Here is a 21,500-nt window from a genome sequence, read left to right as displayed (position 1 = left end):
TGCCTTCAATAGACATGCTTTCTACTATTCTGTTTACTTCAAGTTATCCCACGTTTGTTGGAATCGCTCAAGTACAGTATCATAATCAATTTTTCCGGCTGCATATTCCTGGATGGTCGCAGCGAATTCTTTGTTCGCTCCATCCGGCCATTTGAACCAAGTCCAAGGAATCGTCTTCTCATCCTTAGAGTAGTCAAGGATGGATTGACCCAGGTCACCAAGACCATTCGGCTCGATATTATCAAATGCAGGAATGAACGCAAATTCTTCTGTGATATAACGCTTACCTGTTTCAGATGAAACCATCCACTCCAAGAATGTTTTCGCTTCTTCAAGGTGTTTAGAGTTCTTATTCAATACCCAGTTATTCGGTACACCGACAGGAAGGCGATCTGCATTCTCGTCATTGCTGATCGGAATCGGAAGGAAGCCCATGTTGATATCAGGATTGATCTCCGTGATCATGTTCTCCGTCCAGTTCCCCTGTTGAAGCATCGCCGTTTCACCAGAAGCAAACAACGTGACCTGCGTATTATAATCCGTTGTTAAAGGATTATCGTTGGCATATTTAAGCTCAGTATCCAGTACTTCTTTAAACTGTTTGAACTTCTCGTTCCCTACAATCTTCTCAGAACCGTCATAAAGTCCCGCGATGAACGCATCCGGATCTTCCTGTTGTGCAAAAGGAATGTTCAGTAAATGCTGACCGATTACCCACCACTCGCCGTAACCAGCTGAGAATGGAGTGATTTTCTTCGCCTCGAGCTTCTTCGCAGCGTCTTTCAACTCATCAATCGTTTTAGGAGGCTCAGTGATACCTGCTTTTTCGAATAAATCTTTGTTGTAAACAAAACCATACCCTTCTAAGTTAACTGGCATACCATAAAGCTTGCCGTCCTCATCCGTCATCGGAACTTTCCCGATCGGAAGGACATGCTCAACCCAAGGTTCACCAGAAAGATCCGCAAGCTTCTCTTTCCAAAGCTCTAACTCTTTGAATCCACCATTGTTGAAAATATCCGGCTCTTCACCTGATGCAAATTTCGCTTTAAGGGCAGCACCGTAATCGGCACCTCCACCAACGGTTTCAAGCTTGATTTTAATGTTCGGATGCTCCGCTTCGAATTCTTTGATCATTTCTTGAAGCTGATCGGCAATTTCAACCTTGAACTGGAAGAAATTCAATGTTACGACATCATCACCTGAACCTGAATCCCCGCCTGAACTGCTTGTTTTGTCTTTAGAAGAACAACCTGCAATGATTCCAAATACTAAAACCAAAGACATACATAGTAATAAAATACGCTTCATAAATGGAATGACCTCCCTGATATAAAATATTTTATATAAATTTCTGTATCAATGATAGACCATCTCGACAGAAACTTTATATCTACTTGATCGAACCTGACGCAATTCCTTTGATGATATGCTTCTGCAAAAACAGGAAGAAGATGATGATCGGTGTGATCCCAAGTACCAAAGCTGCAAGTCCCATATCCCACTGCTTCGTATACTGTGCAAAGAAGGAGCTTGCTGCAAGCGGGATCGTACGCAGTTCCGCATCCTGTAACACAAGGAGTGGAAGCAGGTAATCATTCCAGATCCACAATGTGTTCAAAATAATCACAGTAACCGTTATCGGCTTAAGTAATGGGAAGACGATTCTCCAAAACACGCCAAACTGACTGCAGCCGTCTATCATCGCTGATTCCTCGATTTCAATCGGGACGGTTTTCACAAATCCGTGATATAAGAACAGGGAAAGTGGCACTCCGAACCCAAAGTACATGAGAATGAGACCGGGAATGCTATTTGTCAGTCCCAGTGTACCCCCGACCTTCATCAAGGGAATCATCACCGTCTGGAACGGGATCACCATGGCTGAAACAAAGATCACGAATAAGATCTTGCTGAACTTCCCTGGCGTACGGACCATTTTCCACGCCGCCATTGAGCTGATGATCACTAGGCCAATATTACTGAAAACGGTGATGATCAATGAGTTCCAGAAAGCCCGGGGGAAATTAATGACTTCCCACACTTTTGCGTAGTTCGAAAACATAAATTCCTCCGGCCATGCTGCCGCATCAATCAAAATCGCAGCAAATGGTTTCACCGAGTTGACTAGTACGAAGTAGAAAGGGATAAGGAAAATGAGCCCGATCACAATCCCGATGATCTCTAATACAAATGTTCTTTTCGTATAGCGATTGCCCATTACGCCTCAACCTCCTTCTTCTTCGTCACCATTACCTGGACCGTCGTAAACACGGCCACTACCACAAAGAACAGAATCGACTTCGCCGTCCCAAGTCCATAACGGTTATTCTGGAAAGCTTCCTGATAGATATTGATCGCTACAGATTGCGTGGAGTTAAATGGCCCACCGCCTGTCAGCGAGATGTTAAGATCAAATATTTTAAATGCCATCGAAATCGTCAGGAAGAAACAAATCGTGAATGCAGGTAATATTAAAGGAATAATGATTTTTGTGAGGAGGGTCCAATTTGATGCCCCATCCATTTTCGCTGCTTCAAGAAGTGAATTGTCCACCCCTTGCAATGCCGCTACATAAATGACCATCATATACCCCGATATCTGCCAGGCAAATACGATGACAATCCCCCAGAAAGCCGTCTTCTCATCACCAAGCCACGGCATCTTAAAGAATCCGATATCCGTCATATTCCCAAGTGATGCAAATCCTTTAACAAAGATGAACTGCCAGATGAACCCTAGTAACAATCCCCCGATGACGTTGGGGATAAAGAATACCGTCCTCAGGATATTGCGCGTCTTCAACGCGGCATTCAACAACAGGGCAAATCCGAATCCTATCAAGTTACTGATGATCACTGCCGCAAACATAAACTTCGTAGTGAACATGAATGAATTAAAAAACGTCTTATCATCCGTGAAGATCTTTTTGTAGTTATCGAATCCAACCCACTCGACAACCGAGCTGACACCATTCCATGAGGTGAAGGAATAATACACACCCATCAAGAATGGAAGAATCTGAATCACTAAGAAAAATAAAAGTGCCGGTCCAACAAAGGCAGCGTACGTCAGCAAGCTCTTATACTTGAACTTCTTCTTTGTCACTGCCTTCATTTGTACATCTGGGCTTACTGGTCCAGTCTGAATCTTTGGTTCCACCCGTATCACCACCCTATCTGTGTAATCGCTTTCTTTTATTATAATGGTAGCGCTTTCTTAATAAGGGGAACTCAATTGACGAAGAAGGTGCACTATTTTGACTAGATGGGTTTTGTTTTGGTGGGTGATGGGTAAAAGAAAAGGTTGTGAGTTTTGTGTGAAAAGTTAGTTTTGCAAATCATTAAGTGGTGTTGAAATAATGCTGAGATTTGAACAAATAAAAAAGACTTCCTCATAAAGAGAAAGTCTGTCGTATGTAAGTTGGAGCGGGTGAAGGGAATCGAACCCTCATCATCAGCTTGGAAGGCTGAGGTTTTACCACTAAACTACACCCGCGATGTGGTACCGGTGGCCGGGATCGAACCGGCACTCCAGAGGAACACGATTTTGAGTCGTGCGCGTCTGCCAATTCCGCCACACCGGCATTACATTTGGAGGCGGCAACCGGATTTGAACCGGTGATCAGGGTTTTGCAGACCCATGCCTTACCACTTGGCTATGCCGCCTTAATATTGGAGCGGAAGACGGGATTCGAACCCGCGACCCCCACCTTGGCAAGGTGGTGTTCTACCACTGAACTACTTCCGCACTACTGGGCTAGCTGGATTCGAACCAACGCATGTCGCAGTCAAAGTGCGATGCCTTACCGCTTGGCTATAGCCCACTGATAGTATATGTCACGGAAATAAAAATGTGACTTTTATGGGGCGACTGATGGGAATCGAACCCACGAATGCCTGAACCACAATCAGGTGCGTTAACCACTTCGCCACAATCGCCATGTTAAAATTGGCAGGGGTAGTAGGAATCGAACCCACACCAAAGGTTTTGGAGACCTTCGTTCTACCGTTAAACTATACCCCTAAAATAAATGGTGGAGGGGGGCAGATTCGAACTGCCGAACCCGAAGGAGCGGATTTACAGTCCGCCGCGTTTAGCCACTTCGCTACCCCTCCAGCTAAATCACTTGACTGGTGCCGGCAAGAGGACTTGAACCCCCAACCTACTGATTACAAGTCAGTTGCTCTACCAGTTGAGCTACACCGGCATCAAGTAAATAAATGGTGGCTCAGGACGGAATCGAACCGCCGACACATGGATTTTCAGTCCATTGCTCTACCAACTGAGCTACTGAGCCAAATAGTTTCCGGCTTCCGCTAAGCTTCGAATCTCTTCGTCAGCTCACTCAGTCACATCCTCACGTATGTTAAATACGCTACGGTGTTCCTTCGATCGCTTCCTCGACCTTCTCGCTTATCGAAACCCTTTTCCTTTTCAAGAAACAATACTCTAAGTAAAAATGGCGGTCCGGACGGGACTCGAACCCGCGACCTCCTGCGTGACAGGCAGGCATTCTAACCAACTGAACTACCGGACCAAAAATGGTATTGCGGGGACAGGATTTGAACCTGCGACCTTCGGGTTATGAGCCCGACGAGCTACCGAACTGCTCCACCCCGCGACGATATGAACAAAAAAATAAATGGTGGAGGATGACGGGATCGAACCGCCGACCCTCTGCTTGTAAGGCAGATGCTCTCCCAGCTGAGCTAATCCTCCACTATGTAAATGAATTCTTTTTGAAAGAAAATGGTGACCCATACGGGATTCGAACCCGTGTTACCGCCGTGAAAGGGCGGTGTCTTAACCGCTTGACCAATGGGCCTTATTGAAAATATAATGGCGGAGAGCAAGGGATTTGAACCCTTGAGACAGCGTTAACCGTCTACACGATTTCCAATCGTGCTCCTTCGGCCACTCGGACAGCTCTCCATATATTGGCTCCGCAGGCAAGATTCGAACTTGCGACCGATCGGTTAACAGCCGATAGCTCTACCACTGAGCTACTGCGGAACGATATGCCTGGCGACGTCCTACTCTCACAGGGGGAGATCCCCCAACTACCATCGGCGCTGAAGAGCTTAACTTCCGTGTTCGGCATGGGAACGGGTGTGACCTCTTCGCCATTGTCACCAGACTATGTATTGTCTCTTTTTTAAGGACAAGTACTATTATATCGTGTAGATAATTTTTTTCAAGGATTTTTTTATATTTTCATATAAATTTTATTCCTTCAAAACTAGATAAAGGATTGATGTCAAGAAAGCCGAATATCGACCAATGTTGCATCTACTATTGAAAGTAGAATGCAGTCCAGCTCCGGCGGCTAGAGACTCGAGGTCATTTCAGTTCAATCAGCTGAGGGTAAAGAGCACCCTCTTCTGATTGCCCAGAAATGCTTGTCGTCTCTGTTCAAGCCGCCTCCGCTTTATAGTGTGGTTAAGTCCTCGATCGATTAGTATCAGTCAACTCCACATGTCGCCAAGCTTCCATCTCTGACCTATCTACCTAGTCATCTTCTAGGGATCTTACTCACTTACGTGATGGGAAATCTCATCTCGAGGGGGGCTTCATGCTTAGATGCTTTCAGCACTTATCCCTTCCGCACATAGCTACCCAGCGATGCCTTTGGCAAGACAACTGGTACACCAGCGGTGCGTCCATCCCGGTCCTCTCGTACTAAGGACAGCTCCTCTCAAATTTCCTGCGCCCACGACGGATAGGGACCGAACTGTCTCACGACGTTCTGAACCCAGCTCGCGTACCGCTTTAATGGGCGAACAGCCCAACCCTTGGGACCGACTACAGCCCCAGGATGCGATGAGCCGACATCGAGGTGCCAAACCTCCCCGTCGATGTGGACTCTTGGGGGAGATAAGCCTGTTATCCCCGGGGTAGCTTTTATCCGTTGAGCGATGGCCCTTCCATGCGGAACCACCGGATCACTAAGCCCGACTTTCGTCCCTGCTCGACTTGTAGGTCTCGCAGTCAAGCTCCCTTGTGCCTTTACACTCTGCGAATGATTTCCAACCATTCTGAGGGAACCTTTGGGCGCCTCCGTTACTCTTTAGGAGGCGACCGCCCCAGTCAAACTGCCCACCTGACACTGTCTCCCACCCCGATAAGGGGCGCGGGTTAGAATTTCAATACAGCCAGGGTAGTATCCCACCGATGCCTCCACCGAAGCTGGCGCTCCGGTTTCCAAGGCTCCTACCTATCCTGTACAAGCTGTACCAAAATTCAATATCAGGCTACAGTAAAGCTCCACGGGGTCTTTCCGTCCTGTCGCGGGTAACCTGCATCTTCACAGGTACTATAATTTCACCGAGTCTCTCGTTGAGACAGTGCCCAGATCGTTACGCCTTTCGTGCGGGTCGGAACTTACCCGACAAGGAATTTCGCTACCTTAGGACCGTTATAGTTACGGCCGCCGTTTACTGGGGCTTCGATTCGCACCTTCGCTTGCGCTAAGCACTCCTCTTAACCTTCCAGCACCGGGCAGGCGTCAGCCCCTATACTTCGCCTTACGGCTTCGCAGAGACCTGTGTTTTTGCTAAACAGTCGCCTGGGCCTATTCACTGCGGCTCTCTCGGGCTTGCACCCTACCAGAGCACCCCTTCTCCCGAAGTTACGGGGTCATTTTGCCGAGTTCCTTAACGAGAGTTCTCTCGCTCACCTTAGGATTCTCTCCTCGCCTACCTGTGTCGGTTTGCGGTACGGGCACCTTTTTCCTCGCTAGAGGCTTTTCTTGGCAGTGTGGAATCAGGAACTTCGCTACTATAATTCGCTCGCTATCACAGCTCAGCCTTCACGATGATGGGATTTGCCTCATCATCAGCCTAACTGCTTAGACGCACATATCCAGCAGTGCGCTTACCCTATCCTCCTGCGTCCCCCCATTGCTCAAACGGAAAAGAGGTGGTACAGGAATATCAACCTGTTGTCCATCGTCTACGCCTATCGGCCTCGACTTAGGTCCCGACTAACCCTGAGCGGACGAGCCTTCCTCAGGAAACCTTAGGCATTCGGTGGATGGGATTCTCACCCATCTTTCGCTACTCATACCGGCATTCTCACTTCTAAGCACTCCACCAGTCCTTACGGTCTAGCTTCGCAGTCCTTAGAACGCTCTCCTACCACTGACACCTAGAGGTGTCAATCCACAGCTTCGGTGATACGTTTAGCCCCGGTACATTTTCGGCGCAGAGTCACTCGACCAGTGAGCTATTACGCACTCTTTAAATGGTGGCTGCTTCTAAGCCAACATCCTGGTTGTCTAAGCAACTCCACATCCTTTTCCACTTAACGTATACTTTGGGACCTTAGCTGGTGGTCTGGGCTGTTTCCCTTTCGACTACGGATCTTATCACTCGCAGTCTGACTCCCATGGATAAGTCTTTGGCATTCGGAGTTTGTCTGAATTCGGTAACCCGATGAGGGCCCCTAGTCCAAACAGTGCTCTACCTCCAAGACTCTTACACATGAGGCTAGCCCTAAAGCTATTTCGGAGAGAACCAGCTATCTCCAAGTTCGATTGGAATTTCTCCGCTACCCACACCTCATCCCCGCACTTTTCAACGTGCGTGGGTTCGGACCTCCATTCAGTGTTACCTGAACTTCATCCTGGACATGGGTAGATCACCTGGTTTCGGGTCTACGACCACATACTCAAATCGCCCTATTCAGACTCGCTTTCGCTGCGGCTCCGTCTTATCAACTTAACCTTGCATGGGATCGTAACTCGCCGGTTCATTCTACAAAAGGCACGCCATCACCCGTTAACGGGCTCTGACTACTTGTAGGCACACGGTTTCAGGTTCTATTTCACTCCCCTTCCGGGGTGCTTTTCACCTTTCCCTCACGGTACTGGTTCACTATCGGTCACTAGGGAGTATTTAGCCTTGGGAGATGGTCCTCCCAGCTTCCGACGGGATTTCACGTGTCCCGCCGTACTCAGGATCCACTCAAGAGGGAATGAAGTTTCAACTACAGGGTTGTTACCTTCTTTGACGAGCCTTTCCAGACTTCTTCGTCTACTTCATTCCTTTGTAACTCCGTATAGAGTGTCCTACAACCCCAAGAGGCAAGCCTCTTGGTTTGGGCTATATCCCGTTTCGCTCGCCGCTACTCAGGGAATCGCAATTGCTTTCTCTTCCTCCAGGTACTTAGATGTTTCAGTTCCCTGGGTCTGCCTTCCATACTCTATGTATTCAAGTAAGGATATTGTTCCATTACGAACAATGGGTTCCCCCATTCGGAAATCTCTGGATCAAAGCTCACTTACAGCTCCCCAAAGCATATCGGTGTTAGTCCCGTCCTTCGTCGGCTCCTAGTGCCAAGGCATCCACCGTGCGCCCTTCATAACTTAACCGAATTGGTTGTTACATCAGGTTTAAAACCTAAAATGGCGATACTCGGTAATTTCTTGACTATCAATTTATCTTTATCTAGTTTTCAAAGAACAAACACAACTTTTATCTCGTAAGAGATAAAAAATGTTTTGATGGTTGAACCATCAAAACTGAACAAAACTTCGACTGTCAAACGTTTTAGTAAATCTTCCTTAGAAAGGAGGTGATCCAGCCGCACCTTCCGATACGGCTACCTTGTTACGACTTCACCCCAATCATCTGTCCCACCTTAGGCGGCTGGCTCCAAAAGGTTACCTCACCGACTTCGGGTGTTACAAACTCTCGTGGTGTGACGGGCGGTGTGTACAAGGCCCGGGAACGTATTCACCGCGGCATGCTGATCCGCGATTACTAGCGATTCCAGCTTCATGTAGGCGAGTTGCAGCCTACAATCCGAACTGAGAACGGTTTTATGGGATTGGCTAAACCTCGCGGTCTCGCTGCCCTTTGTACCGTCCATTGTAGCACGTGTGTAGCCCAGGTCATAAGGGGCATGATGATTTGACGTCATCCCCACCTTCCTCCGGTTTGTCACCGGCAGTCATCTTAGAGTGCCCAACTGAATGCTGGCAACTAAGATCAAGGGTTGCGCTCGTTGCGGGACTTAACCCAACATCTCACGACACGAGCTGACGACAACCATGCACCACCTGTCACTCTGTCCCCCGAAGGGGAAAGCCCTATCTCTAGGGTTGTCAGAGGATGTCAAGACCTGGTAAGGTTCTTCGCGTTGCTTCGAATTAAACCACATGCTCCACCGCTTGTGCGGGCCCCCGTCAATTCCTTTGAGTTTCAGTCTTGCGACCGTACTCCCCAGGCGGAGTGCTTAATGCGTTAGCTGCAGCACTAAGGGGCGGAAACCCCCTAACACTTAGCACTCATCGTTTACGGCGTGGACTACCAGGGTATCTAATCCTGTTTGCTCCCCACGCTTTCGCGCCTCAGTGTCAGTTACAGACCAGAAAGTCGCCTTCGCCACTGGTGTTCCTCCAAATATCTACGCATTTCACCGCTACACTTGGAATTCCACTTTCCTCTTCTGCACTCAAGTTCCCCAGTTTCCAATGACCCTCCACGGTTGAGCCGTGGGCTTTCACATCAGACTTAAGGAACCACCTGCGCGCGCTTTACGCCCAATAATTCCGGACAACGCTTGCCACCTACGTATTACCGCGGCTGCTGGCACGTAGTTAGCCGTGGCTTTCTGGTTAGGTACCGTCAAGGTGCCGCCCTATTCGAACGGCACTTGTTCTTCCCTAACAACAGAGCTTTACGATCCGAAAACCTTCATCACTCACGCGGCGTTGCTCCGTCAGACTTTCGTCCATTGCGGAAGATTCCCTACTGCTGCCTCCCGTAGGAGTCTGGGCCGTGTCTCAGTCCCAGTGTGGCCGATCACCCTCTCAGGTCGGCTACGCATCGTTGCCTTGGTGAGCCGTTACCTCACCAACTAGCTAATGCGCCGCGGGTCCATCTGTAAGTGGTAGCTAAAAGCCACCTTTCAACATTTCCTCATGCGAGGAAATGAGTTATCCGGTATTAGCCCCGGTTTCCCGGAGTTATCCCAGTCTTACAGGCAGGTTACCCACGTGTTACTCACCCGTCCGCCGCTGATATCAGGGAGCAAGCTCCCATCAATCCGCTCGACTTGCATGTATTAGGCACGCCGCCAGCGTTCGTCCTGAGCCAGGATCAAACTCTCCGATAATAGTTTGAATAGCTCTTTAAAAATAAATCTAGAATTAACGTTGACGTATTGTCTTGTTTTGTTCAGTTTTCAAGGTTCAATGTGTAAGCGCTTCGTTTAAGCGACTTTTTAATCTTATCAAGTTGCCACCGTGTTGTCAACAACTTTTTTCGTTTTTTTAAGTCGCCACTGACCGCTCGTTGCCGTCGTTCAGCAGCGACATTTACTAATATACCAAGGTAGCAGATTGAAGTCAACGAAAAATTAATATTTTACTATAATTATTTCGCTGCACGATAATAGCGATGATAAATACCTTGTCCTTTCGTCTCTACATCGACGATTTCAACAAATCCTTTATCCGTTAAATACTCGATCAGCATGCTTAAATCTACGGAATAGTGTCTTGCTTCTGAATGATTAAGAAGATCCTGGAATGTCCAGTGTTCCTTTTGGCCAAGGATGTCCAACAGATGTTCAGTCGAAACCTTCGTTCTTGAGTGGATGAGGAACTCACTTGCCAGGAACAGGAGCTCCAGCCGTTTATCGATTTCTTCATCACTGGTAACGAGCTCTTCATACAGTTTATAAATCTCAGGTTCTATTTGCTTGACCTGGTTCCATACGGTTACCTCAGGGTGGAACCCGTTTTCAATAACCGCCAGTCGCGCTAAATGATGCAAAGAGTGGACGATGTGATTGTATGCATCCAAATAATGTTTGCTTTCAAAGAATTCTTTACCGTCCATATACCGGCGGATCAATTTGGCAAATTCCATGCCCATTTTGATCTTTCTGCCATAGAAAGGAAAGTCTCGCAACTCGGTTTTAAGATTCTGGATAAACTCGTTGCGGTCAAACAGGACTTTCCCATTGAATAGCCAATCGATCACTTTCCGGTTTGATCCGAGTAAGATCCACTCATTCAGCTTGGCTTCTGTCACGATATGTAATGCTGCCTTTTGTTCTTTATAAGAATAATGCTTGATGAACACAGGCTCTTCCGCTTCCTTCACAATCAGGAACAGGACGATATCAAAGGTATCGGTCAAGGGACTTGATTTCTTGCTTTGTTCTATTAGAAGCGCTCCTAAAGTATTGGGGTGACTTGTACGCTCTTGGTATAACGGTCGTAAAATGTCTTCCATTTCATACTCCTCCACATCACTCATTGGTTGGTTACTATTTCGACATTCAAAGGGGATTTCCTTCTCTGAATATAGTCATTTTTCGACAAAATGGTTTCGCATCCCTCTACTACCAACAAATATGGTATAGTATTTTTTTAGGAGGGACAAACAAATGGCTAAGAAATATTCAAGTAAGATCAATAAAATCCGTACGTTTGCCTTAAGTTTAGTTTTCATCGGATTTATCATTATGTACGTCGGTATATATTTTAGAGAACATCCGTGGGTTATGACAACATTCATGCTACTGGGTTTTCTGGGAATCATCGGAAGTACGGTTGTCTACTTCTGGATCGGGATGCTGTCGACGAAGGCCGTACAGGTGACATGCCCCAATTGCGGTAAGGTCACCAAGGTCCTTGGGCGTGTAGATATGTGCATGTATTGTAACGAGCCCCTGACTCTTGACCCGAACCTTGAAGGGGAAGAATTCGATGAGGACTATAATAAAAGGAAAAGATAAAGCTGAATGAGAAAAGACCTTCAACGGAAGGTCTTTTTTGATGCCCAATATAAAAGAAGAATGGTTCTAATTAGAACCATTCTTCTCTAATGTGTCTCCTTAACAGAACAGTCAGAGCACGTGCCGTAAATTTCCATACGATGGTTGTTCACCTTGAATCCCGTGACATGGGAAGCCAGTTGTTCCACTTCATCAAGTCCAGGGTAATGAAAGTCTACGATTTTACCGCAGCCATCGCAAATGACATGATAATGATCGGTCGTCACAAAGTCAAAGCGACTGGATGCATCCCCGTATGTCAGTTCTTTCACTAAACCTACTTCACGGAATACACGCAAATTATTATAAACGGTCGCCACACTCATGTTAGGGAATTTCCCTTCGAGCGCTTTATATATGTCATCGGCAGTTGGATGGGCCATTGAATCAATGAGATACTCTAATATCGCATGACGTTGAGGAGTGATACGGACTCCCGTTTCCTTCAATGTCGAAATCGCTTCTTTCAATTGTCCTTCTTCAGACATCGTCATGCACCTCTTTTCATAAGAATTATTATTTTATAATCTTTATAAATAGTGTACTAATCAACGGTCCATTTTGTCAATCTTTCACCCTGCTACTCGTGGAGGTTTTTCTCCTGCTCACCAAGCTGCTGGTTGATGTATCTGCCTGCTACGAAGAGGTAGTCAGAAAGCCGGTTCAGATACGAAAGGACTAATGGATTGATGTCTTCATCAATTCCTACAGCTTCTCTTTCAGCTCTCCTGACAATCGTTCTTGCTGTATGCAGGGCGGCACCGGCCGGTTGACCACCGGGAAGGATGAAGTTTCGTAGAGGTGTGAGAGATCCGTCCATCCTATCGATTTGATCTTCCAATTCCTTGATATGTGTTTCATCAAGCTTCCATTTCACTTCTTTTCCAGCGGGAGTAGCAAGTTCTGCCCCGACATGGAAAAGGATCGTTTGCACCTTGTGAAGAAACTCTTCGAACTCTTCTTTACCATCAAAGTATTCAGCCTTGATATAACTTAGACCAAGACCTATCATGGAGTTCGCTTCATCGCAGGTTCCGTAGGCCTCCACACGTTGATCCTTTTTCGATACGCGGGTTCCATATACCAGGGAAGTCGTCCCTTTGTCTCCAGATTTCGTATAAATTTTCATATTAATAACCCCTCTCTGCATCAATCACGTTAATAAAGTTATCCCTCTTATTACTATATGTAGATAAATTCTTTTTAAAGATTTCAAGTGCCCTTGGCATGTACTTTTTTGTAATGCTTGAAAGGTGAGGTGTCACCGTGATGCCTTCCGTTTTCCAAAAAGGATGATGTTCAGCTAACGGCTCTTGATCAAATACATCCAGATACATATGTTGAATCAACTTCTTTTCTGTTACTTCAAGAAGGACGGATTCTTCAACAAGGTCACCCCGGCCAATATTGATGAATACAGCAGACTCCTTCATCTGTTCAAAATGATCAACGTCCAGTATTCCCTTTGTCCGGTTTGTACTTGGAAGCACAGAAACAATGTAATCGGCTTCGGGGAGCTGATCCCTGAAGGTCTCCAAGGTGAACATGCTGTCAAAATGCTTTCCGGGTGAGCCGGTGGAATTCACTCCACTTACGTTCATTTGAAATGCCTTTGCCAGTCGGGCGATTTCCCCTCCAATGGCTCCCGCTCCAAGAATAAGGAGAGATGCTTCATGAAGTTCAGTGGTAGGTAACCTTCTGCTCCACAGGGCATCTTTCTCCTGCTCCCATACTGATTGAAGCTGTTTTGCATGCTGAAGCATCAAGCCAATCGTGAACTCTGCCATGGGGATCTTGTGGATTCCCCTTGCATTGGTGACAAGGATCCCCCTTCTTTTGATTGCTTCAAACGGCATTTTTTCGAGTCCCGCCGAAGTGACCATGATCCATTTGCATTTCTTGCTTCTTTCAATATGATCACTCGTTAAATCTTCCCCCATCGTAACGATCACTTCCGCATCGGGAAGCTCACTTTCCGCTTGGTTGATTTTTTTATAAAAAAGGAACTCAACCCCAGGGAAGCTATTTGTTAAATCTGAGACGAATTCTTCTTTCGGTTGAAATGTAAAGATGATTTTCATGTAGTTGCCTCCCATCCCTATTGCCCATTATTTTACCATATAGGAGAGGGTTCTCCCTAGTTTCGAGCATCCCTGTGCGCATAAAAAAAGAGGATCGACCTGGTCGATCCTGCTACACGGATGAGACTGACTTATTTGAGGAGGTTGCCCTACTCTTACTATATGTCCTTACAGCTTTTGTGAATGGACAAAAGCCTCAAACCCGTTAAAATAGGCTGGAAAATAGGCTTAGGAAAGGTTTTCTTGAATATATTGAAGAGCTTCTTCGACATGCCCCTTCACTTTCACCTTCCGCCATTCCTTGGAGAGGTTCCCTTCTTTATCAATGATGAAGGTGGAACGCTCGATTCCCATGTATTCTTTTCCGAAGTTTTTCTTCAGCTTCCATACGCCGTATTCCTCTGCCACTTTATGATCTTCATCTACCAGCAGGAGGAACGGAAGCCCATGCTTGTCCACGAATTTCTCATGTTTATCGACGGGATCCGGACTCACCCCAAGGATGACGGCATCAAGATCTTCAAAGTTCTCATGCTGATCCCTGAAATCACACGCTTCTGTTGTACACCCTGGTGTCATGTCCTTCGGATAAAAATAAAGGACCACGTTTTTTCCTTGATAATCAGATAGCTTCACCTTTTCTCCATTGCTTGCCAGTAATTCGAATTCAGGTGCTTTTTGACCAACTGTCATACATCTTCCCCTCCTAATGGTTATCGTTCTGACTTTAGCGTACCCAATAGGAGGGAAAAACTCAAACCATACGCTACTTGTTCTCATAGTGTAAAAAGGACTTCACGACAAAGGCTGCCGGTATCGTATAGCCGAGCCAGGACTCGATAAGGGCAATCCCTCTCCCGATCCCAACAGGGGTTACATCGCCATACCCCACTGAGAAGAGGGTAATGCCGCTGAAATACATCGTAGTAAAAAAATGATCGAGGAAGTCTCCGGAAAGTGGTCTCCCCGCCTCGACTAGAATCTGGATGCCCTCGATCTCAAGGAGCATGAATAATAACCCGAACCCGATCATGATCGTGATATAGCACATTCCCAAAAAGAGAAAATGATGAAGGGAAACATGGTGTTCTTTCCATCGTGAAGGATAAAATAATGCCCGCAGACTCATGACCATGCAAAAAAGAATGAAAAATCCAATGATATAAAGCATGTACATACCCTCTTTTTTCTGCTTGTCTTAGTATATGTACGCTTTTCATCGTGAAATCATTCTAGTTACCTGCTCCCCTGTACCGTTTCACACCTTCATTCCAAAGGAAGATGGAAAAAATGAAAAAACCGATTCCGACAAATGGAGTCAGGAACGAATACGAATACCATTCCGTCTTTTCAAGGAAAAAGGCGGATGGATATACGCCAACGAACGCAAAAGGAAGGATCCAGGTCAGTACAAACCGGATGACGCTATTGTAAATATCCACCGGATATCTTCCATAGTTTCCGATATTGTACATCATCGGCATGATGGACGTTTTCGCATCCGACCAGAACGCAATGCTTGCAAGAGCAATGAAGATCCCTGCATAGACGAGGGCTCCCCCCAGGACAAAAACGATGAATAGAACCGGCTCATACCATTCGAAGGTGATATCAAGCCTCCCACCTGCGTAGTACATGACGGCCATTCCCGTGATGACGCCAAAAAGGGACTCCAGCTCCATCCGCTCCAATATCACTTGAAATAAACTGTGGATGGGCCTCGTCAGGATCCGGTCGAACTCACCCTTCACTACATACCGGTCGTTAAAGTCCCAGATATTGAAGAAGGAACTGAACAGGGCGAACGGTACAAGGAAAAATCCATAGATAAATATAATTTCATCCCTTGTCCATCCGCTCAACAGCTGCGTGTGACCGAAAACAACAAGGATGAATACAAGATTGACAGCTTGAAATAGTAAATCGGATAATATCTCGACAATCAGATCGGCCCGGTACTGCAACCTGATCTTCATGTATTGGGCGACATATTGAAAAAACATCTTCACATAAAACATCGGTCACCCTCCCTGTATGATCATTTGTTTTTTTGCCATGACCCAAAGCACTTTAATCGGTATAAGGAGAAGCAGCGACCAAAGGCCCTGCATCATGATTGCATTGAAGGCTTCCGACGTGGAAAAGCCATTGGTGAAAATCATGCTCGGGACATAACTGATGCTTTGAAAGGGCAGATACTCCATCACATTTTGGGCCCACAGGGGGAAAAAGTGAATCGGAAGAAGGAGTCCCGAGAATAAATCGATGACGACCCGTTTGGCCCTGATGAGACCGTCGTTATTAAATAAGAAAAAGGTTGTGATCCCTGTCAGCAAATTGATTTGGGTATTGATGATGAAACTGAAAAGGATCGAAATGGCGAATAATCCGATCGTGTCAAAGCCTGTCCCGATTTGAAGTGGGAAAATCAGGCTTACGATGATCATCCCCGGAAACGAGAAAAACACCAAACGGAAGATTCCCTCTCCCAGTCCCTGCATCGTCTTCATGCCGAGATAGTTATATGGCCTGATGAATTCAACGGCCACTTTCCCCTCTTTGATTTCCTGCGCAATTTCACGATCAATATTATTAAAATAAAATGCCCTGGCCATCCACGATACGGCCACATAGGTCGTCATCTGAATGATTGATAATCCTTCAATATCCTGTTTTCCACCATAAATGGCCTGCCACAGGAAATAGTACGCACCGATGTTGATACTGTAAATCAAGATTCCACTATAATAATTTGTGCGGTAGGCAAGCATCATCAGAAATCGGATGCGAATCATTTCGATATACTTAGCCATGATCCTTCACCCCGCATACGAGCAGACTCACAGCTTGTTTTCCTCCACTCAACTTGTCACAGCCCCTTTTTCATAGATGTTTCGGATGATTTCCTCAGTAGTCGTTTCTTCTATCTTCATATCTTTCACTTTGAAGTTGGCCACGACATCTGTAATGAGCTGTGAGATGACTTCTTCATCGGCATCTGTTATTGCAGCGTAGGATTGCTTTTTCTCATCAAAACTCCAGGAAATGTTCTGGTTTTTAGTAAGATCCGATAAAGCAGACAGAGAGATTTCATCCAGGAATTGAAAGACGACTTCTTTCTGATCTCCCCAGTTTTCTTTCAGCCGACTCAGTTCACCATCGTAAATGATCTTCCCTTCATCGAGCATCACGACCCGTTCACACAGCGCTTCGATATCGGATAAATCGTGGGTCGTAAGTAAAATGGTTGTATTGTATTTCTCATTGATTTCCTTTAAGAACTGACGGATTTTTAATTTTACGAGTACATCCAATCCGATTGTTGGTTCATCCAGGAAGAGCAGTGGTGGATTATGGACAAGTGCGGCGGCGAGTTCACACCTCATCCGCTGTCCCAGGGATAACTTACGGACAGGTTTGTCCAGGAGCGGAGCGATATCCAGGGTTTCAATCACATGATCCATATGTTCCTTGTATTGTTGATCCGGCACTTTATACACCTTTTTCAGCAGTTGAAAGGACTCCTGCACGGCAATATCCCACCAAAGCTGGGAACGCTGGCCGAATACGACACCGATCGTCTGTACGAACTTCTCCCGGTCCCGATGCGGATCCATCCCATTGACGGTTAACTCTCCCCCGGTCGGAGTCAGGATCCCCGTCAGCATTTTGATGGTGGTAGACTTCCCGGCCCCATTTTCACCAATATAACCGACCATCTCCCCCTGCTTCACATTAAAAGAAATATCGTTCACCGCCGGAACGACTTTATAATTACGCGTAAATAAATCCCTGAAGGCACCCTTCAGTCCTGATCGACTGGAAAAAGCCTTGAATTCTTTACGCAAATGATTCACTTCAATTGCGTTCATCTTGCGTCCTCCTACATTCTTTTAAAATAGGTTTGTCTTTTAGAAACAAAGAATAGTGTACCACAGTAGGCTGATTCTTTTTGAACAGTCTGCTTGAAATTTAGTGTACCCATCGATTCCCTATTTGCTAAAGTGGAAAAGACCGTACTACAATAGAAGGGTGGTTCATAGACAAATACACATTAACCGGGAGGAAAATATGAAATTCACTGAATCAGAAACTTTACATACAGAAGCATTGGAGCATATAGTCGGAGGCGTGAACAGCCCATCCCGATCCTATAAAGCAGTTGGCGGCGGATCACCTGTTGCCATGGAAAGAGGAAAAGGCGCATATTTCTGGGACGTGGACGGGAACAAATATATCGATTATCTGGCTGCATACGGTCCCATCATCACGGGACATGCCCACCCTCATATCACCGAAGCCATCACAAGAGCCGCGGAAAACGGTGTCCTTTATGGAACTCCTACCCGACACGAAGTGAAATTTGCGAAAATGATCAAAGAAGCCATGCCTTACATGGACAAAGTCCGCTTCGTCAATTCAGGTACCGAAGCCGTGATGACCACGATCCGTGTGGCAAGAGCCTATACAGGGAAAGACAAAGTCATCAAGTTCGCGGGCTGTTACCATGGCCACTCTGATCTGGTACTAGTTGCAGCCGGTTCTGGTCCGTCAACGCTCGGAACGCCGGATTCTGCAGGGGTTCCGAAAAGCATCGCGCAGGAAGTCATCACCGTTCCATTCAATGACATCGAGCCGTTTAAAGAAGCGATGGAAAAATGGGGAGATCAAATCGCCGCTGTCCTTGTGGAACCGATCGTCGGGAACTTCGGGATCGTGGAACCGAAGGAAGGCTTCCTCGAGCAGGTGAATGAAATCGCCCATGCTTCCCATTCCCTTGTCATCTATGATGAAGTCATCACAGCATTCCGCTTTACTTACGGCGGTGCCCAGGACATGCTGAAGGTAAAACCTGACTTGACTGCACTCGGAAAAATCATCGGTGGAGGACTTCCGATCGGAGCGTACGGCGGTAAGAAAGAAATCATGGAACAGGTGGCACCACTCGGACCTGCCTACCAGGCTGGAACGATGGCCGGAAACCCAGCCTCCATCCTTTCAGGGATTGCCTGTCTGGAAGTATTAAAAGAAGACGGCGTGTACGAGAAATTAGATCAGCTTGGGGAGATGCTTGAAAAGGGGATTTTAGCTGCGGCTGAAAAGCATAACACCCCCATCTCCATCAACAGGCTGAAAGGAGCCCTTACTCTCTACTTCACAACGGAAAAAGTGGAGAACTATGAACAGGCGGAAGCAACCGATGGAGAAATGTTTGCGAAGTTCTTCAAACTTATGCTTAATCAGGGCATCAATCTTGCGCCATCTAAATATGAAGCATGGTTCCTGACGACGGCCCATACGGAAGAGGATATTAAGGTGACACTCGAAGCTGTAGACCGTGCCTTTGCACAACTGTAAACACAATCAATAGACTGCATGCCACAAGCGTGCAGTCTTTTTTTGAGATACCATACTATTTCTCTACCTTATCGCATATCTATGGTTTTTGTGGAAGAACGATTGTTTATTCCCCTTTATAAAAAGGTACATATTTTGTAAAAACTTATTCGAATTTGCCTATTGATATTACTTGTAAGTACATGTATAGTACAGTATTGTTTATTAAAACGTTACACAAGAAAGGACTCTAATTCCATGAAACTTGGTGCTCGCATCCTTAAAACGGGAATTGCGATTGTATTAGCTTTACTTGTATCCCAGCTGCTCGGCATACCTTCTCCGGTGTTTGCGGGAATCGCGGCGGTCTTTGCCGTCCAGCCCACCATTTATCGTTCTTATCTATCCATTATCGAACAAATTCAGGGTAACCTGATCGGGGCCGGAATTGCCGTCATATTTGTACTATTATTCGGAAGCAATCCATTGATTGTGGGTCTCGCTGCTGTTATAGCCATTGCTATCATTCTAAAATTAAAGCTGCAGAACACAATCGGTCTTGCACTGGTGACGATGATTGCGATCATGGAAGTAACGGATCAGGACTTCATCCAGTTTGCATTCATCCGTTTCTCCACCATCATGATCGGGGTCTTCTCATCATTCCTGGTGAATCTTGTCTTCCTGCCGCCAAAATATGAAACCAAGCTTTATCATAAAGTATCCGATTCAACGGAGGAAATCCTGAAGTGGATCAGGTTAAGTATGAGGCACGCAACGGAGTTCCACCTTTTGAAAAAGGATCTGGAACGAATTAAAGAAAAGTTGATAAAAGTCGACCAACTGTATCTTCTATATAAAGAAGAACGGGATTATTTCAAGAAAAATTCGATTGTCAAAAGCCGTAAGCTCGTGATCTTCCGACAAATGATTTCTTCAACGAATCGTAGTTTCGAGATATTGAAGCGCCTGAATCGGTATGAAAACGAAATCTATCAATTGCCCGACGAATTGCGGGCCGTCATTAAAAATCAACTTGATTGTTTACTGACCTATCATGAACAGCTACTATTAAAGTTCCTTGGCAAGATGCATCCTCATGCAGAATCGGAAGCCCAGCAGGATGTATGTCTGCACCGGAAAGAGCTGATGAGGATCATGCTTGAAGAGGTCAATCACCATACAAAGGATGACAACATCCATAATTTCCACCTGCTTCATATTTTCTCTGCCATTTTTGAATACGATGAACATCTGGAGCATTTGGAAAAACTGATTACAAGCTTTCAGTCGTATCATAAAGAGGATAACGAAGTAATGATCGGGGAAGAAGAAGAATAGATGGAAAAACGGAGCAAAGACTGATGTCCTTTGCTCCGTTTTTTATTAGTTTTTCATTTTTGGATCCAGTGCATCCCGGAGTCCATCCCCCATCAGGTTGAAGCCTAATACAGTCAGCATGATGGCGAGGCCAGGGAAGATCATCGTCCAAGGCGCCTGAAGCATGTACTGTCTTGCATCGGACAGCATTTTTCCCCATTCAGGTTCAGGTGCCTGGGCTCCAAGACCAAGGAAACCAAGTGCTGCCGCTTCAATGATGGCCGTCGCAATGGCAAGTGTTCCCTGCACGATGATCGGAGCCATACTATTCGGCAGTACATGACTGAAAAGAATCCTGAAGTCGCTCATCCCGATTGCTTTTGCAGCCATGACATACTCTTCCTGCTTCACACTCAGTACCCGTGAACGGATGAGTCGACCGAAATTCGGTATATTGATAATGGCAATGGCAATCAATGCATTTCGGAGTGACGGCCCAAGTGCTGCCACAACAGCGATTGCAAGCAGGATACTTGGAAAGGCAAGCATGATGTCAAAAATACGGGAAATGATCGTATCGACCCATCTGCCATAATAACCCGCTACGATCCCCAGTAAACTTCCGATTACAGAAGAACCGATGACGGCGAAGAAACCGACCCACAACGAGATACGCGCACCATGGATGATACGTGATAAAATATCCCGTCCAAAATCATCCGTTCCTAACCAATGTTCTGAGGACGGTGCCTGCAATCGTTTGGATAAATCCTGTTCATTGATCCCCTGGGGTGCAATGAGTGGTGCTGCAATCGCCAGGATGACAAAGAAAAGGACGATACAAAATCCGACTAAAGCAATTTTATTCTTTGTGAAGCTTTTCCAGGCTTCCTTCCAGGGAGAAACCGTTTCTTCTTCCAGGGAAGGATGAAGCTCCTTTTGCGGTTCTGCTAATTCTGCCATGAGAGT

16 protein-coding genes, 16 tRNA genes and 3 rRNA genes are annotated in these 21,500 nt (G+C 46.2%); 3 read left to right on the top strand and 32 right to left on the bottom strand.

The features are described from left to right. Positions 1 to 33: 33 nt before the first annotated feature. From P8596_RS07135 to P8596_RS07025, 23 genes are all read right to left on the bottom strand, one after another. On the bottom strand, positions 34 to 1,311 hold the full coding sequence (locus P8596_RS07135) for an ABC transporter substrate-binding protein (protein WP_224520625.1): 1,278 nt from the start codon (positions 1,309 to 1,311) through the stop codon (positions 34 to 36). A gap of 82 nt (positions 1,312 to 1,393) precedes the next feature. Next, complete coding sequence (locus P8596_RS07130; protein ID WP_224520626.1) at positions 1,394 to 2,221, bottom strand: carbohydrate ABC transporter permease; 828 nt, start codon at positions 2,219 to 2,221, stop codon at positions 1,394 to 1,396. Next, positions 2,221 to 3,117: a carbohydrate ABC transporter permease gene (locus P8596_RS07125; RefSeq protein WP_257474862.1), complete on the bottom strand. Its 897-nt coding sequence runs from the start codon at positions 3,115 to 3,117 to the stop codon at positions 2,221 to 2,223. The genes P8596_RS07130 and P8596_RS07125 overlap by 1 nt, the downstream gene beginning before the upstream one ends. Positions 3,118 to 3,424: 307 nt before the next feature. Next, positions 3,425 to 3,498, bottom strand: a tRNA-Gly gene (locus P8596_RS07120). 4 nt (positions 3,499 to 3,502) lie between these two features. Continuing rightward, positions 3,503 to 3,586: transfer RNA gene (locus tag P8596_RS07115), tRNA-Leu, on the bottom strand. A gap of 8 nt (positions 3,587 to 3,594) precedes the next feature. Then, positions 3,595 to 3,668 (bottom strand) — tRNA-Cys (locus P8596_RS07110). Positions 3,669 to 3,675: 7 nt separating this feature from the next. Then, a tRNA-Gly gene (locus P8596_RS07105) sits at positions 3,676 to 3,750 on the bottom strand. Between the two features lie 4 nt (positions 3,751 to 3,754). Continuing rightward, positions 3,755 to 3,826, bottom strand: a tRNA-Gln gene (locus P8596_RS07100). 39 nt (positions 3,827 to 3,865) lie between these two features. After that, positions 3,866 to 3,941 (bottom strand) — tRNA-His (locus P8596_RS07095). A gap of 11 nt (positions 3,942 to 3,952) precedes the next feature. Next, positions 3,953 to 4,026, bottom strand: a tRNA-Trp gene (locus tag P8596_RS07090). Positions 4,027 to 4,034: 8 nt separating this feature from the next. Further along, positions 4,035 to 4,118: transfer RNA gene (locus P8596_RS07085), tRNA-Tyr, on the bottom strand. A gap of 16 nt (positions 4,119 to 4,134) precedes the next feature. After that, positions 4,135 to 4,210: transfer RNA gene (locus P8596_RS07080), tRNA-Thr, on the bottom strand. 14 nt (positions 4,211 to 4,224) lie between these two features. Next, a tRNA-Phe gene (locus P8596_RS07075) sits at positions 4,225 to 4,300 on the bottom strand. A 163-nt stretch (positions 4,301 to 4,463) separates the two neighbouring features. Continuing rightward, positions 4,464 to 4,540, bottom strand: a tRNA-Asp gene (locus P8596_RS07070). A gap of 10 nt (positions 4,541 to 4,550) precedes the next feature. Then, positions 4,551 to 4,624 (bottom strand) — tRNA-Met (locus P8596_RS07065). A 22-nt stretch (positions 4,625 to 4,646) separates the two neighbouring features. Continuing rightward, positions 4,647 to 4,722 (bottom strand) — tRNA-Val (locus P8596_RS07060). A 31-nt stretch (positions 4,723 to 4,753) separates the two neighbouring features. Next, positions 4,754 to 4,828: transfer RNA gene (locus tag P8596_RS07055), tRNA-Glu, on the bottom strand. Between the two features lie 15 nt (positions 4,829 to 4,843). Next, a tRNA-Ser gene (locus P8596_RS07050) sits at positions 4,844 to 4,935 on the bottom strand. A gap of 6 nt (positions 4,936 to 4,941) precedes the next feature. Beyond that, a tRNA-Asn gene (locus P8596_RS07045) sits at positions 4,942 to 5,016 on the bottom strand. Between the two features lie 7 nt (positions 5,017 to 5,023). Further along, positions 5,024 to 5,140: ribosomal RNA gene (gene rrf / locus P8596_RS07040) — 5S ribosomal RNA — on the bottom strand. Positions 5,141 to 5,438: 298 nt separating this feature from the next. Further along, positions 5,439 to 8,374 (bottom strand): 23S ribosomal RNA (locus tag P8596_RS07035). Between the two features lie 196 nt (positions 8,375 to 8,570). Beyond that, positions 8,571 to 10,122, bottom strand: a 16S ribosomal RNA gene (locus P8596_RS07030). The 16S, 23S and 5S rRNA genes sit together here with 16 tRNA genes alongside, the layout of an rRNA operon. A gap of 260 nt (positions 10,123 to 10,382) precedes the next feature. Further along, the gene (locus P8596_RS07025) at positions 10,383 to 11,249 is read right to left on the bottom strand and encodes a nucleotidyltransferase-like protein (RefSeq protein WP_034762625.1); all 867 of its coding nucleotides are present in this window, start codon (positions 11,247 to 11,249) and stop codon (positions 10,383 to 10,385) included. A 154-nt stretch (positions 11,250 to 11,403) separates the two neighbouring features. On the opposite strand from P8596_RS07025, the gene P8596_RS07020 reads away from it, so the two are divergent. Further along, entirely contained in the window at positions 11,404 to 11,754 is a 351-nt protein-coding gene (locus P8596_RS07020; RefSeq protein ID WP_034762624.1) for a YgzB family protein, read from the top strand. An 86-nt stretch (positions 11,755 to 11,840) separates the two neighbouring features. Here the strand turns inward: P8596_RS07020 and perR are convergent, their stop codons facing one another. The 8 genes from perR to P8596_RS06980 form a co-directional block, all read right to left on the bottom strand. After that, complete coding sequence (gene perR / locus P8596_RS07015; RefSeq protein ID WP_371928721.1) at positions 11,841 to 12,281, bottom strand: peroxide-responsive transcriptional repressor PerR; 441 nt, start codon at positions 12,279 to 12,281, stop codon at positions 11,841 to 11,843. Positions 12,282 to 12,373: 92 nt separating this feature from the next. Continuing rightward, a complete protein-coding gene (locus tag P8596_RS07010; protein WP_034762619.1) occupies positions 12,374 to 12,922 on the bottom strand; it encodes a cob(I)yrinic acid a,c-diamide adenosyltransferase in 549 nt (182 codons plus the stop codon). Position 12,923: 1 nt separating this feature from the next. Beyond that, positions 12,924 to 13,874: a D-2-hydroxyacid dehydrogenase gene (locus P8596_RS07005; protein WP_279726467.1), complete on the bottom strand. Its 951-nt coding sequence runs from the start codon at positions 13,872 to 13,874 to the stop codon at positions 12,924 to 12,926. Between the two features lie 228 nt (positions 13,875 to 14,102). Continuing rightward, on the bottom strand, positions 14,103 to 14,567 hold the full coding sequence (bcp, locus tag P8596_RS07000; protein WP_034762614.1) for a thioredoxin-dependent thiol peroxidase: 465 nt from the start codon (positions 14,565 to 14,567) through the stop codon (positions 14,103 to 14,105). A gap of 73 nt (positions 14,568 to 14,640) precedes the next feature. Further along, positions 14,641 to 15,045 carry an ion channel gene (locus P8596_RS06995; RefSeq protein WP_060673410.1) on the bottom strand — a complete coding sequence of 135 codons (405 nt, stop codon included), beginning with the start codon at positions 15,043 to 15,045 and terminating at the stop codon, positions 14,641 to 14,643. Positions 15,046 to 15,106: 61 nt separating this feature from the next. After that, the gene (locus tag P8596_RS06990; protein WP_224520628.1) at positions 15,107 to 15,892 is read right to left on the bottom strand and encodes an ABC transporter permease; all 786 of its coding nucleotides are present in this window, start codon (positions 15,890 to 15,892) and stop codon (positions 15,107 to 15,109) included. 3 nt (positions 15,893 to 15,895) lie between these two features. Beyond that, positions 15,896 to 16,687: an ABC transporter permease gene (locus P8596_RS06985; protein WP_224520629.1), complete on the bottom strand. Its 792-nt coding sequence runs from the start codon at positions 16,685 to 16,687 to the stop codon at positions 15,896 to 15,898. Positions 16,688 to 16,735: 48 nt separating this feature from the next. Further along, complete coding sequence (locus P8596_RS06980; protein WP_224520630.1) at positions 16,736 to 17,746, bottom strand: ABC transporter ATP-binding protein; 1,011 nt, start codon at positions 17,744 to 17,746, stop codon at positions 16,736 to 16,738. A 199-nt stretch (positions 17,747 to 17,945) separates the two neighbouring features. Here P8596_RS06980 and P8596_RS06975 point away from each other — a divergent pair, with 199 nt between their 5' ends. Then, a complete protein-coding gene (locus P8596_RS06975; RefSeq protein WP_159361645.1) occupies positions 17,946 to 19,232 on the top strand; it encodes a glutamate-1-semialdehyde 2,1-aminomutase in 1,287 nt (428 codons plus the stop codon). A gap of 237 nt (positions 19,233 to 19,469) precedes the next feature. Then, positions 19,470 to 20,552, top strand: a complete 1,083-nt coding sequence (locus P8596_RS06970) for an FUSC family protein (protein ID WP_224520631.1) — start codon at positions 19,470 to 19,472, stop codon at positions 20,550 to 20,552. A 45-nt stretch (positions 20,553 to 20,597) separates the two neighbouring features. Here P8596_RS06970 and nikC read toward each other — a convergent pair whose 3' ends face one another. Then, on the bottom strand, positions 20,598 to 21,494 hold the full coding sequence (gene nikC / locus P8596_RS06965) for a nickel transporter permease (protein ID WP_034762597.1): 897 nt from the start codon (positions 21,492 to 21,494) through the stop codon (positions 20,598 to 20,600). Positions 21,495 to 21,500 lie beyond the last annotated feature (6 nt).

The organism is Rossellomorea sp. DA94 (genome assembly GCF_029834455.1).
GTDB lineage: Bacteria > Bacillota > Bacilli > Bacillales > Bacillaceae_B > Rossellomorea > Rossellomorea vietnamensis.
This window is presented reverse-complemented; position numbering and strand designations above follow the sequence as displayed.